The following is a 13,260-nucleotide window of genomic DNA, read 5'->3' on the forward strand; positions in this document are numbered from 1 at the left end:
TATAGCGGGGTTGCTACAGCTCACGGGCCTTCTGCTCGGCGCCCCACCGCTCCAGCGCCTCCTGGTCGGCGAAGGCGAGCGCGCGCATCATGTTCCCGCCGTCGCTCGCGCGGATCCGCGTCACCAGCCGCCGCCGCAGCTTCGCGGGCAATCGCGTGGTGCCCGCCTCGACCGCGTCGCCGAAGTGGGGCGCGAAGGCCACCCCGGAGAATCCGGTACGGCGCAGCAGCACCGGCAGCGTGGCCGACGAGTAGAACATCAGGTGGTTCTTGGTGAAGCCGCTCCAGCGGGAGCCGTACGCCTTGAGCAGCAGGGAATTGGCGTTGACGGTCAGTACCAGCAGGACCCCGCCCGGCGCCAGCAGCCGGCGCAAGCGCGCGAAGTCGTCCAGCGGGCGCGGCAGGTGCGCCAGCACCGACCAGAGCGTGATGACGTCGAACCCGCCCGCGGCGATCTCCGGCACGTCCTCGGGGTCGCCCAGGTGGGCGCGGGCGGTGCGGAGCGTGGCATTGGCCCGTTCCACGGAGTCGGGCGACAGGTCGACGCCGACCGCGTCGAAGCCGAGCTCCTCGGCCAGGCCCAGGAAGAGCCCGGCGCCGCAGCCGAAGTCGAGCAGCCTGCGGCCGGCGCCGTCGTCGAACACGGGGGAGAACGCCTTCATCGTCAGCTCGTAGCGTCGCCGGCGCTGGGCGGCGTACTTGCCGGTCAGGAAGGAGCTGTAGGAGCCGGCGTACAGGTCGCCGAGGTGCTCGGGGCGGACGTTCGGGTTGCGGTAGAGGAAGCCGCAGGCCGGGCAGCGCACCACCCGGTAGCGCCAGCCTTTGCCGCCGGTCGGCTCGAACAGCGGCTGCTGGCGCTCCTCGCCGCACAGCGTGCAGGCCAGGAACTCCTCGATCTCGCCGAGCGGCACCGACCTGGAGTAGCCGGACAGCGAGGTCACGGGCGCGCGGCGCAGCCTCAGCCGCCACTGCGCCTCGCGGATCACCCGCTCGCCCGGTCGCACGTAAGCACGCTGGCCGTGCGGCAACCGGTCGTAGCGGGAGCCGTAAAGAATCCGGACCAGCATCTTGCGGGGTGTCACCATTTCCGGCTCTTACCCTTGGCTCATCCGTCCTCACCCAGTCATCACACAATGGACCGCCATAAGCTGACTTTCATGGAATATTCGCGTCTCGGTAACACCGGCCTTCAGGTCTCGCGTATCTGCCTCGGCATGATGAGCTACGGCGATCCCGGCAAGATGGAATGGACTCTGCCGGAAGAACAGGCCGAGCCGCTCATCCGGCGCGCCGCCGACGCGGGGGTGACCTTCTTCGACACCGCCGACGTCTACAGCGCCGGCGCCAGCGAGGTCATCACCGGCAACGTGCTGCGCCGCGTCTTCCCCCGCCGCGAGGACTACGTGCTGGCCACCAAGGTCTACTTCCCCATGGGCAAGGCGCGCAACGACCGCGGGCTGTCACGCAAGCACATCATGGCCGCGATCGACGCCTCCCTTGACCGCCTCGGCACCGACTACGTGGACCTCTACCAGATCCACCGCTGGGACGACGAGACGCCGATCGAGGAGACCATGCTGGCCCTGCACGACGTCGTCCGCTCCGGCAGGGCCCGCTACATCGGCGCCTCCTCCATGTGGGCCTGGCAGTTCGCGAAGGCCCAGCACGTGGCAGAGGTGAACGGGTGGACGAGATTCGTGTCCATGCAGAACCACTACAACCTGCTCTACCGCGAGGAGGAGCGGGAGATGCTGCCGCTCTGCGCCGACCAGGGCGTGGGCGTCATCCCCTGGAGCCCGCTGGCCCGCGGCGTCCTGGCCAGGGCCGGATCGGCGCGGCAGACCGCCAGGCAGGGCTCGGACGAGCGCATCGACTTCCTGTACGAGCCGGACAACGACCAGGTGGTCCTGGACCGGGTGGCCCAGGTGGCCAGGGAGCGCGAGCTGCCGGCGGCGCAGGTGGCGCTGGCCTGGCTGCTGGGGCGTACCGGGGTGACCGCGCCGATCGTGGGCGCCACCAAGGACCGGCACGTCGACGACGCGGCGGCCGCGGTGGGCGTGGAGCTGACGGAGAAGGAGATCGCGTTCCTGAGCGAGGCCTACACCCCCCGCGAGGTACGCATGTGAGCGCGGGGGCCGGGCGCCCCAGCGACGCCCGGCCCTCGCCTCATCTCACTGGGATGTGCTGTACAGGGCCCGCGCGACCTGCGCGAACAGCCCCTTCGGGTGGTTGCGGAACATCGGCTCGGTGCCGAACAGCACCACGCGCGCCCCGCGCTCGTCCTGGCCGCTGACGACCGCCGCCTGGCCCTTGGCGGCGTCCTGGCCGCCGGTGCCGTCCTGGTTCGGGCGCCAGTGCCCGGACACGAACGCGTCGTAGGTCTGCTCGGCCTTCACCTCGGGACCCAGCCCGGTGAACCAGCGCGGCGAGTACACGAACCCGTGCTCGCCCGAGGCCATCCTGACCACGCCGTTGGCGTCGCCGCGCCCGGCCACCGAGGTGACGGTCAGGAGCCCGGCCGCTGCGTTGAAGGTCGCGCCCGTGCCGCCGCGGGTGACGACGCCGCCCTTGGCCAGGAAGGCGTCGAGCGCGGCCTTGGCCGCCGGGTTGAGCGCGGTGTAGGACAGGCCGCTGGAGACGAACAGGACGTCCACGGCGTTCCAGTCGAATCCGGCGTTGGCCAAGGTCGTGGAGACCGGGGTGACCGCGAAGCCCATCTCGCGCAGCGTGAACAGCTCGTCGGCCGAGGCCGCCGCGGCGATCCTGACCGGGGCGAGCTTGGGGCCGCCCGCCGTACCGGCCCGGGAGAATCGCACGCCGTAGCGCTGGGCCACCTCGCGGGCGGCGGCGCGCGCCGAGCGGGGCAGCGTGGCGGTGTCGCCCGCCCAGGTGACCTCGACGCCGCGGGCGAGCAGCGCGTTGAGCGCCTGCGCGTCACGGCCGTCGGCGACCTTGAGCGCGAGCGCGCCGTCGCCGTGCGGGACGTAGCCGGTGGAAGCCGCGGAACGGACCGGCTCCGCGAGCACGCGCAGATCGCGCACGGAGGTGACGCCGGCGCCCCAGAGCAGGGCGTGGCTCCAGCCCGAGATGTCGTACATGGCGTCGACGCGCGGGCTGATGTCCGCGCCGGGCTCCAGCATCACGTTGGCCAGGCCGCGCTTGGGCTGGCGCATGTCGACCACGTACGTGCCGGACGGGTAGGTGCGCCCGCCCGCCCGGAAGGGCAGGATCGCCCGCTCCACCTCCACGTCGTTGGCGATCAGATGGTCCACCAGCCGGGCCGCGGCCGGGGTGCCCTCGGGGATCACGTAGCCGCGGGGGTAGGTCGTGGTGTAGACGTCCTCGGGACCGAAGCCGGGCACGATGCCGAGCGGGACCGTCCTGGCCGGCTCGCCCGCCGCGCCGCGGCGGAAGACCTCGGTCTGGTCGGCGATCAGCTTGTCGTGGTTGGCCAGGACGTGGCCGTAGGTGGCGCGCACGGCCGCGGCGGCCACGTCGGTGTTGATCCGGGAACGGCGGCGCAGCTCCTCGACCGGCAGGTTGGTGTAGTCGGAGCCGTTGACGCGCAGCGGGATCTCCACCGTGTGCGCGGCGACCGCGCCATGGAACGGCGCGTACTGAGGGGTGAAGATCGGGGGCCAGTCGTCCCAGCCCTCCTCGGAGTCGCGGAAGGGGATCTGGACGGGGAAGACGCCGTCCTTCTCCGGCGTGTAGCCCAGGCCGTTGACCCCCGCCTCCATGCCGAGGCCGTTGGCGTAGGTGTTGGTGATGAACAGGTCGTACTCGTAGTTGGCGCCGTGGGGTGGGGTGGTCGGCTCGATCAGCGTGCCGTTGACGTAGCCGTGCAGGTCGAGCATGGCGACCGGCTGCGTGTCGATCATGATCTGCCGCATGGCCCTGGCCTCGGGCTGGGAGGCGGTGATCATGTCGCGGTTGAGGTCGAAGCCGTTGCCGTTGGGGCGCTGGCCGAGGACTCTGCCGTCGGGGTTGGCGGTGATGTTGAAGTACAGGCGAGTGCGCTTGAGCAGGGTGGCCGCCTGCGGGGCGGTGGCCAGTTCCTCGATCACCTTCAGGGAGGCGTCGGTGCCCTCCCACTCGTTGCCGTGGATGTTGCCGTTGATGAAGATCGGCGTTTTATACCGATTTTTCGGTACTTTTCTTCCCGATTCGATCTGCCGGCGCAGGCGTTCCTGCTCGCGGACCTCCGCGGGACTCTCCGGCGCGGTGACCGTCACGAAGTAGAGGTCGCGCCCGCCCGCGGAACGGCCGATGACCTCGGCGCTCACGCGGTCGCCGAGCGCCTGCAGCGCGTTCAGCTTCGCCGCGATCGCGTGGTGCGGGATCAGGCCCAGCTTGATCGAGGCGTCCGCGGGGTTCTCCGGCGGGAGGGGGAGCTGGTTCTTGCGGGGATAGCCCCTGGTCTTGTCGTGGTGGTACGGCGCGGCCGCCTGGGCCTTCAGCGCCGTGGTCGCATCCTCGACCAGGGCGGCTTCCTCGTTGCGCTCGGGGCCGTTGCCGAAGTCCCTGACCGGAGGGGTCGGCGTGGGCACGGGGGCGGCGGCAGCCGTACCGGCCGGCAGGAGGAGGACCGATAACAGGGCTAAGAGGGTGGTTCTACGCATGATCGAGCGTGACATGTCCGGGCCGACATGGCGAGAGGAAATGTCGGCCCCACCTCCTAAGCTGTGCACATGGCACGGGCAAATGAGCAGGCGGCGGCCGCCCTTCAGGAATACGCAGAGCTGTTCGCGCTGACCGGCGGCGACGCCTTCCGGGTACGCAGCTACCAGAAGGCGGTCAAGGCGATCGCCGGCTTCCCCGAGGACATCGCGCAGGTCGACGTCCGCAAGGTGCCGGGCGTGGGTGAGGCCATCGCGCTGAAGATCGAGGAGTTCCTGGAGCGCGGCAGCTTCCGGCAGCTCGACGCCCTGCGCGCGAAGGTGCCCGACGGCGTGCGGCGGCTGACGAGCGTGCCGACGCTGGGGCCGAAGACGGCCATCATGCTGTTCGAGGACTTCGGCATCGACTCGCCCGCCGCGCTGGCCGAGGCGATCACCGCCGGCCGCCTCGACGGGGTCAAGGGGCTCGGGCCGAAGACGCTGGCCAATCTGGCCAAGGGCATCGAGCAGATGGAGCAGGCCGGGCGGCGGGTGCACGTCGGCGCCGCGATGTCGCTGGCCGAGCAGGTGATCGCGTCGCTGTCCGACCTGGCCACGCGCATCGACTACGCGGGCTCGCTGCGCCGGATGAAGGACACGATCGGCGACATCGACATCCTCGCGGTCGCGCCGGTGGAGATCATGGAGCGGTTCCGGGCGCAGCCGTACGTGGCCGAGGTCATCGCGGCGGGCGACAAGAAGACCTCCATCCGCACCACCGCGGGCGTCCAGGTGGACCTGCGCGTGGTCCCGGAGGAGTCGTGGGGCGCCGCGATGCAATACTTCACCGGCTCCAAGGAGCACAACGTCACCATCCGCGAGATCGCGGTGAAGAAGGGCTGGAAGCTCTCCGAGTACGGGCTGTTCGAGGGCGATCGGGTCCTGGCCGCCGCCGCGGAGCAGGACATCTACACCGCGCTCGGCATGCAGTTCGTCCCCCCGCCCATGCGCGAGGACGGCGGCGAGGTGAAGCTGGCCCTGAAGGGCGAGCTCCCGGCCCTGGTCGAGCTGGCCGACCTGAAGGGCGACCTGCACACCCACACCAACCTGACCGACGGCATCGCCTCGCTGGAGGAGATGGTCGCCGCCGCGCACGCCCTCGGCTACTCCTACTACGCCATCACCGACCACGCCCCCGACCTGACCATGCAGCGCATGACGCTGGAGAAGGCGCTGGAGCAGCGCGAGCAGATCAGGAAGCTGCAGGAGTCCTATCCGGGGATGCGGCTGCTGCACGGCAGCGAGCTCAACATCGCGCCGGACGGCTCGGTCGACTGGCCGGAAGACGTCCTGGCCGGGTTCGACGTCTGCGTGGCCTCGGTCCACTCCCACTTCACGCAGTCGCGCGAGGAGATGACCCGCCGGTTCATCGCCGCCTGCGAGAACCCGTACGTGGACGTCATCGGGCATCCGACCACGCGTAAGATCGGCAAGCGCCAGCCGGTGGAGGCCGACTGGGACGCCGTGTTCGCCGCCGCCGCGCGCACCGGCACGGTCATGGAGATCGACGCCTACCCCGACCGCAGCGACCTTCCCTCCGATCTGGTCAGGCTGGCCAGGCATCACGGGGTGAAGTTCTCCATCGACAGCGACTCGCATGCCGTACCCCATCTGAAGAACCAGCGTTTCGGCGTCGGCATCGCCCAGCGCGCCTGGCTGACGACCGATGACGTGGTCAACACCTGGCCGGTGGAGCGACTGCTCGCCTACATCCGCCCTTAGGGGGAGACGTGCTTGATCTCCGGGTGGCGGGGTGAGGGGCGGTCCAGGAGCGGCTGGGGCTTCTTACGCAGGTGCAGGTCGAGGAAGGCGCCGACGTAGGTCCGGGTGAGCTCCCAGGAGCGGGGTCCCGGCACCTGGGCGCCGGTGTCGAGCCCCAGCTGCGCGGCCAGCGGCCCGAGGTCGTTGAACGACTCATGCTGCGCGCCCGTCATCAGCAGCCAGCGCTTCCAGCCGGTCAGGCGCTTCCAGGCCTGTTCCCAGGTGGCGGTCTCGGCGCTGCCGGATCCCGGGGTGTAGGTGGCGGGCTTGCCGAGGAACATGAACGGCCGCGCGAGATCGGTTCCCGGTACGCCCGGCGGTACGGTGCCGTCGATGTCGATCCCGGCGCGGATCCTGTCGTCCTTGACCATCGCGGCGAGGCTGCTCGCGCCGCCCAGGGAGTGGCCCGCCATCGCGACCTTGGACCGGTCGATCAGCGCGGCGCCCTTCCACGTGCCCTTGGCGGTCAGCCGGTCGATCACGAACGAGACGTCGGCCGCCCGCCCGTTGACCGCCTTGGTGAAGGTCGACGGCTCGCGCTCGCCCTCGCAGGGCACGCAGGTGGTGACCCGCCCGTCGGGGAAGGCCGTGGCGATGCTCTCGTAGGTGTGGTCGATGCCGGCCACCACGTAGCCCCGGCTGGCCAGGTCCTCGGCGAGCGCGGTCAGCGTGGCGCGGGGCTTCTTGAATCCGGGCGAGAGCACCACGAGCGGCAGGCTGTGCTTGCGTCCGAGCGGTTTCACGTCGGTATAGGCGTTGGTGCGCGTGGTGGCGAGGACGCCGGGCGGCACGCCGGTGATCCCGCCGTCCTTGAGCAGCAGTTCCGACTCCTTCGCCGTCATGTACGGCGCCCGCCGCCTGCCCGGCGACGTCGCCGGGTACCAGACCGAGACCATGAGCTCCCGCATCTTGACGGAGGGCATCCAGGGGTCGGGGCGCGAGGTGTCCTTGAGGTGGAGGGACGTGGTGCCGACCGCCCGCGAGCCGGTCGGCTTCGGCAGGACCGGTGTGGCGGCGGAGATCGTTGTGGAGGCGGAGGCCGGTGTGGCGGCGATGGCCAGAGGTGACAGCAGGCTCGTGACAACCACCAAGCCGCCCAAGGCACGACGATGCATGAAATATCCCCGTTTCTCGTGTGAAGTGGGGACGACGCTAGGGGCGGGGGACCGGTGGGCGCGTCGGCCGTGACGGCGATGTCGGCTCCCTCCCGGGGATGACCCGCCGGGACGTCATCCTCGCGATGTACGTCCCCCGGACTACCGCCCCGGTCACTCGGGACGATGCGCGGTAGCCGGGCAAACGCGACAATACGCAGGTGACAGCTGATGAACGGCGGCTCTGGCGGCAGCACGTGCGCGGCCTGCTGCGCCCGGAGACACCGGCCGCCCGGCCGTCCCGGACGGCGCTCGTCACCGACGCGCTGCTCGCGATCGCCCTGACCGTCATGGCGGTGTTCGCGACGACGAGCCTGGACGAAGCCGACCGTGGTGCCGTGCCCCACCCCGTGTCGGACCTGCTCCGCCTCCGCCACGACGCGGCACCCCGGTCCGCCCATCCGCCGGCGACCCAGCCGCTTCCGCTACCGCCGCCGACCCTGCCGCCGACGGCCACGCTCAAGCCGCCGCCGGCCGCGCCCACGCCGCCAACGACGCCGGCCGCGCCCACGCCCCCGACGCCGCCGGTTCTGCCGGCCACGCCTGATCTGCCGACGCCGCCGGTCCTGCCGGCCGTGACCCCGCCGCTCAACACCTCGCCGCTCAACACCCCGCCGCTCATGACCCCGCCGACCGGCGGGCCGGCGGGCGCGATGCCGTCGCCCGAGCCGGTGGTGCCCGTTTCCGACGAGGACGCCGGTCTGGCGGTGCTGCTGGTGGTGCTCGGCACGCTGCCGCTGGCGGCCCGCCGCCGCCTCCCGCTCACGAGCTTCTGGGCCGTGGTGCTCGCGACGCTGGCCATGGACGGGGGAGAGACCTGGATCACCGTCCTGGCCTGCGTCATCGCCGCCTACAGCGCGCTCGCGCACAGCCGCCACCGGGTGGCAGCGGCGGCGGGGGTCCTGCTGGCGGCCGTGCTCGCGGGCGCCGCCGGCGCGGACATCGTGCCGAGCCTGCCGAGCTGGCTGGGGCCGTACGTGGTGCTGCTCAGCGCGGGCGCGCTCGCGGTGTTCGTGCGGTTCTGGCAGCGCAACCGCGAGCGCCTCGACGCGCTGCGACGGGACCGGGACGAGGCCACGCGCAGGGCGGTCCAGGCCGAACGCTCCCGGATCGCGGGCGAACTGCACGACGTGGTGACCCACAATGTGAGCGTGATGGTGATCCAGGCCGGGGCCGCGCGCAAGGTGATGGACGCGCACCCCGAGCAGTCGAAGCAGGCCCTGGTGGCGATCGAGGCCAGCGGCCGGGCCGCCATGGCCGAGCTGCGCAATGTGATGGGGCTGCTCGCCGCGTCCGAAGAGCGTCCCGGCGGGCTCGAACCGCAGCCGGGAATCGACCAGCTCGACGGACTCATCGAGCGGGTACGCGCCGCCGGGTTCCAGGTGGAGGCCAGGGTCGAGGCCGGTCTCCAGCCCCTGCCTCCGGGGGTGGACCTGGCGGTCTACCGTGTCGTACAGGAGGCGTTGACGAACACGATGAAGCACGCGGCGGGCGCCGCGGCCACCGTCACGGTCGCCCGCGCGGGCGACTTCCTGGTGGTCGAGGTCGGCGACACCGGCGGCGGCACGGCCGCCGGGCCCGGCACCGGCCAGGGCCGCGGCCTCATCGGGCTGCGCGAGCGGCTCGCCCTGTACGGCGGGACCTTGGAGACCACCCGCGGGGCGGACGGCTACCGGCTCAGGGCCCGTATCCCCTGGACCGCCGCGTGAGCCCGCCGCCGCTGCGCGCGGTCATCGCCGACGACCAGGCGCTGGTCCGCACCGGGTTCAGGATGATCCTGACGGCCGACGGCATCGAGGTGGTGGCCGAGGCGGCGGACGGGGCCGAAGCCGTCGCCGCGGTCCGGCGCACCAGGCCCGACGTGGTGCTCATGGACATCCGCATGCCGGGGACGGACGGCATCGAGGCCACCCGGCAGATCGCGACCGGCGGCGCGGACGACACCCGGGTGCTCATCCTGACCACCTACGACCTCGACCACTACGTCTACGCCGCGCTCACCGCCGGAGCCAGCGGCTTCCTGCTCAAGGACGTCACCCCCGAGCACCTGGTGGCCTCGGTCAGGCTGGTCCGCTCCGGCGACGCGCTGCTCGCGCCCACGATCACCCGCCGCCTGGTGGAGCGCTTCGCCCGCCGCGACGACGCCCGCGCGGCCCTGCACCGCGACCTGTCCGGCCTGACGCCGCGCGAGCTGGAGGTCCTGCGCCTGCTGGCCACCGGCCTGAGCAACGCCGAACTGGCGGACCGGCTGACGCTCAGCGCGACGACGGTGAAGACGCACGTGGCCCGCATCCTGTCCAAGCTCGGCCTGCGTGACCGCGTGCAGGCGGTCGTGCTCGCGTACGAGACCGGCCTGATCTCCCCGGGCGGGCGGCCCGGCGACGGCTAGAGCCGCCTGGACTGGGCCTTACGGTGTACGGGTAAAGTGCTGGGGTGCCTCTTTGGACCGACGAAGAATCCGATGAGCAGCCTCGTGTCCCGCTGAGCCGCAGGCGGGTGCTGCGCGCCGCCGTCGAACTGGCCGACCGGGCCGGGCTCGACGCGCTGACGATGCGGCGGGTGGCGCAGGAGCTCGGGGTGGAGCCGATGTCGCTGTACCACCACGTCGCCAACAAGGAGGCGATCCTCGACGGGGTGGTCGAGATGGTGATCGGGGAGATCCTCGGCGCGGTCGAGGTCGCTGAGGGGCCGGATCCGGCCGGTGACTGGCAGGCGGCGTTGCGGGGGCGGATTCTCGCCGCGCGCGAGGTGCTGCTGCGGCACAAGTGGGCGCCGGGCGTGATCCAGACGCGCTCGTCGCTCAGCGAGGCGGCGATCGCCTACTACGAGGGCGTGCTCGGGATTCTGCGGGCGGGCGGGTTCACCTACGATCTGGCGCACCACGCGCTGCACGCGCTGGGCAGCCGGGCGATGGGGTTCACGCAGGAGTTGTTCGAGCCGGACGATCCGGCCGGTGACATGGACGAGGCGATGATGGAACAGATGAGTATGAAATATCCCCATCTGGCCGGGATGATGGCGGCGATCGCCCATGAACCTCCCGAAACCACGCTGAGCTGGTGCGATGACAACACGGAGTTCTCCTTCGCGCTCGATCTGATTCTTGAGGGACTGGAGCGCCGCCGGCTCGGCTGAGAGCCGTCTCAGGCTGGGACTTGACAACCTTACGTCGTACGGCAACCTTATGACGTATGGCAACCTTACGACGTACGAAGGCTTGGGTCTGGGAGCGGTACGGCTCGCCGGACGTCCTGGCCCTGCGCGAGGTCGATGAGCCCGAGCCCGGACGCCACGAGGTCCTGGTCCGGGTACGGGCCGCGTCCGTCAATCCCGCCGACTGGCGCCACCTGCGCTCGGACCCGCACCTGGTGCGGCTCTCCGCCGGGCTGCGGCGGCCCAGGCCGGGGTCGATCCTCGGTGCCGACCTGGCCGGGGTCGTCGAACGGGTGGGGGCTGACGTGCGCGGCCTCGCCGTGGGTGACGAGGTGTTCGGAGGTGTACGGCTGGGCGCCTTCGCCGAGGCGGTAGCCGTACCCCAGGAGACGCTCGTCCTGAAGCCCGAGGACGTGAGCTTCGAGGCGGCCGCGGCCGTGCCCATGGCGGGGCAGACGGCGCTGAAGGCGCTCGACGGGCTCGCGGCCGGGCAGCGGGTGCTGGTCAACGGGGCCTCGGGGGGCATCGGCACCTTCACCGTCCAGCTCGCCAAGGCGCTCGGGGCGCACGTCACCGGCGTGTGCGGCGCCGGCAACGCCGACCTGGTCCGCTCGCTCGGCGCCGACGAGGTCGTGGACTACAACCGCGAGGACTTCACCCGGCCGCCGGAGCCCTACGACCTGCTGGTGGACCTCATCGGCAACCGTTCGCTCAAGGACTTCAGGCGCGCGCTGACGCCGAAGGGCACGCTGGCGCTCGTCGGCGGCCTGACCTCCGGCGGCGGGCGGGTGCTCGGGCCCTTGGCGCAGCTGATCAAGGGCATGGTCGTGACGAGGTTCGTCGGGCAGCGCATCACCGGCGTCTCGTGGAAGCCGGGCAAGCAGGCATTGAACCACCTGGCCGAGCTGCTCGCGGCCAAGGAGATCGTGCCGGTCATCGACCGCGTGTATCCGCTGGCCGAGATCCCGGAGGCGATCCGGTACGTCGAGAGCATGCGGGCCCGCGGCAAGGTCGTCATCACCATCGGACAGGGGGAAACTCGATGAAGGTCTGTATCGTCGGCGCCTCGGGCAAGCTGGGGCGGTACATGGTCCGGCACGCCCTGGAACGCGGCTACGAGGTCGTCGGCGTCTGCCGGAAGAAGAGCGTCGGCAAGCTCGACGCCGTCAAGGACCGCATCACCATCGTCCCCGGCGACACCAACGACCGGCGGGTCATCGAACGCGCGGTCGCCGGATGCGACGGAGTTCTCACGGTCCTGGTGCCGTGGGGCGTGCGGAAGTACTCCAGCGGCACCGCCCAGGCGGTCATGGACCACGCGCGGCCGGGCGCCCGCCTGGTGTTCTCCTGCGGGTGGCACATCACCCGCGACGGCAAGGACGTCTACACCTGGCAGCTGCGGACGTTCGCGGCGGTGTTCGGCGTGCTCGCCCGGCTGGTCCGCTTCGCCGACCTGCGCGACCAGGTGGAGGCCTGCCGGCGTATCTTCGCCAGCGACACGCGGTGGACGGTCGTGCGGGGCAGCGACCTGGAGGAGGGCGAGAGCCAGGGGCTGCCCGTGTGGAGCCGGCACGTGGGCGACCCCGTCCTGGCCGGCAACCTCACCCGGCGCATCGACTTCGCCCTGTTCATGGTGGACGCGCTCACCAACGACGAACTCGTGCACGAGGCGCCGGCCATCGTCGGCCGCGAGACGGCGTCGGCCCGTGCCCACGCGCGGACGCGCGGCTAGCTCGCCGCCGGGACCTGACCGGCCAGCCATTCGTCGAACGTGGTCGGCATGATCCGGGCCCCCTCGCCGGGCAGCATGACCTCGCCCGCCATGTCCGGGCCGAAGATGCCCGACCACGTCGGCACCAGCACGATCTCCTGGCCGCGCGCCGCGTACGTGCGCCGCGCCAGGTCGACCAGGTCCTGCTGGTCGGGCCCCGCGATGTCGGCGTACCGGCCCTGCGGCCCGCCGGTGGCGACCTCGGCCAGGACGGCGGCCACGTCCGCGGGGGCGATCGGCCGCATGAGCAGCGGGGCGACCCTGGCGACGCCGTCCCGCTCGTCCCAGCTCGCGGCCATCGCGGCGAAGTCGTGGAACTGCGTGGCCGGCACGATGGTCCACGGCACGGGGCCCGCCGACACGAGGCGTTCCTGCTCGCGTTTGCCGGCGTAGTGGGCGTTGCCGGCGGTGCGGTGGAGGCCGGCGATCGAGAGCAGCACGTGGTGGCGGACGCCGGCCCGCTGCTCGGCGGCGAGCAGGTTGCCGGTGGCGCCGGCGAAGAACGCCACCGTCTCGGCCTCGGCCGCCCCGGGCATGCTGATGGCGTCGACGACCGCCTCGACGCCGGTCAGCGCTTCGTCCAGGCCCTTGCCCGTGGACAGGTCCACGCCCAGCGAGCGGCTGATCCCGACGACCTCGTGCCCGTCCTTCTCGAGGGCGGCGATGGTGAGGGCGCCGATGTTGCCGGTCGCGCCGGCTACTGCGATGCGCATGATGATCTCTCCTCGTCTCGGTACCGGGGTGACAGTATCACGGACTAAATG

Annotated in this window: 11 protein-coding genes; 7 read left to right on the forward strand and 4 right to left on the reverse strand. The window is 71.6% G+C overall.

What is annotated here, in order from left to right; genetic code table 11:
* Positions 1 to 13: 13 nt before the first annotated feature.
* A complete protein-coding gene (locus ACIBI5_RS05030) occupies positions 14 to 1,084 on the reverse strand; it encodes a class I SAM-dependent methyltransferase (protein ID WP_397243281.1) in 1,071 nt (356 codons plus the stop codon).
* A gap of 72 nt (positions 1,085 to 1,156) precedes the next feature.
* Here ACIBI5_RS05030 and ACIBI5_RS05035 point away from each other — a divergent pair, with 72 nt between their 5' ends.
* Positions 1,157 to 2,125, forward strand: coding sequence for an aldo/keto reductase (locus ACIBI5_RS05035; RefSeq protein WP_397243283.1), 969 nt, complete (start codon positions 1,157 to 1,159; stop codon positions 2,123 to 2,125).
* 45 nt (positions 2,126 to 2,170) lie between these two features.
* Here ACIBI5_RS05035 and ACIBI5_RS05040 read toward each other — a convergent pair whose 3' ends face one another.
* Positions 2,171 to 4,621 carry a M14 family zinc carboxypeptidase gene (locus ACIBI5_RS05040; protein ID WP_397243285.1) on the reverse strand — a complete coding sequence of 817 codons (2,451 nt, stop codon included), beginning with the start codon at positions 4,619 to 4,621 and terminating at the stop codon, positions 2,171 to 2,173.
* A 69-nt stretch (positions 4,622 to 4,690) separates the two neighbouring features.
* On the opposite strand from ACIBI5_RS05040, the gene polX reads away from it, so the two are divergent.
* A complete protein-coding gene (gene polX / locus ACIBI5_RS05045) occupies positions 4,691 to 6,379 on the forward strand; it encodes a DNA polymerase/3'-5' exonuclease PolX (protein ID WP_397243287.1) in 1,689 nt (562 codons plus the stop codon).
* Here polX and ACIBI5_RS05050 read toward each other — a convergent pair.
* On the reverse strand, positions 6,376 to 7,506 hold the full coding sequence (locus tag ACIBI5_RS05050; protein WP_397243793.1) for an alpha/beta hydrolase family protein: 1,131 nt from the start codon (positions 7,504 to 7,506) through the stop codon (positions 6,376 to 6,378). The two genes, polX and ACIBI5_RS05050, sit on opposite strands and share 4 nt — an antisense overlap.
* Before the next feature lie 227 nt (positions 7,507 to 7,733).
* On the opposite strand from ACIBI5_RS05050, the gene ACIBI5_RS05055 reads away from it, so the two are divergent.
* From ACIBI5_RS05055 to ACIBI5_RS05075, 5 genes are read left to right on the forward strand one after another with little or no spacing between them, the layout of a single operon-like run.
* Positions 7,734 to 9,281: a sensor histidine kinase gene (locus tag ACIBI5_RS05055; RefSeq protein WP_397243289.1), complete on the forward strand. Its 1,548-nt coding sequence runs from the start codon at positions 7,734 to 7,736 to the stop codon at positions 9,279 to 9,281.
* Positions 9,278 to 9,961, forward strand: a complete 684-nt coding sequence (locus tag ACIBI5_RS05060; protein ID WP_397243291.1) for a response regulator — start codon at positions 9,278 to 9,280, stop codon at positions 9,959 to 9,961. Before ACIBI5_RS05055 ends, ACIBI5_RS05060 begins: the two co-directional genes overlap by 4 nt.
* Positions 9,962 to 10,005: 44 nt before the next feature.
* Positions 10,006 to 10,707 (forward strand): TetR/AcrR family transcriptional regulator C-terminal domain-containing protein, encoded by a 702-nt coding sequence (locus ACIBI5_RS05065; protein WP_397243293.1) that lies wholly within the window; start codon positions 10,006 to 10,008, stop codon positions 10,705 to 10,707.
* 56 nt (positions 10,708 to 10,763) lie between these two features.
* Entirely contained in the window at positions 10,764 to 11,771 is a 1,008-nt protein-coding gene (locus tag ACIBI5_RS05070) for an NAD(P)-dependent alcohol dehydrogenase (protein ID WP_397243295.1), read from the forward strand.
* Positions 11,768 to 12,457: an NAD(P)-dependent oxidoreductase gene (locus ACIBI5_RS05075; protein WP_397243297.1), complete on the forward strand. Its 690-nt coding sequence runs from the start codon at positions 11,768 to 11,770 to the stop codon at positions 12,455 to 12,457. Before ACIBI5_RS05070 ends, ACIBI5_RS05075 begins: the two co-directional genes overlap by 4 nt.
* Here ACIBI5_RS05075 and ACIBI5_RS05080 read toward each other — a convergent pair.
* On the reverse strand, positions 12,454 to 13,209 hold the full coding sequence (locus tag ACIBI5_RS05080; protein ID WP_397243299.1) for an SDR family oxidoreductase: 756 nt from the start codon (positions 13,207 to 13,209) through the stop codon (positions 12,454 to 12,456). The genes ACIBI5_RS05075 and ACIBI5_RS05080 overlap by 4 nt on opposite strands.
* Positions 13,210 to 13,260: the final 51 nt, after the last annotated feature.

Origin of the sequence: Nonomuraea sp. NPDC050540, from assembly GCF_044457485.1 — a bacterium.
Lineage (GTDB): Bacteria > Actinomycetota > Actinomycetes > Streptosporangiales > Streptosporangiaceae > Nonomuraea.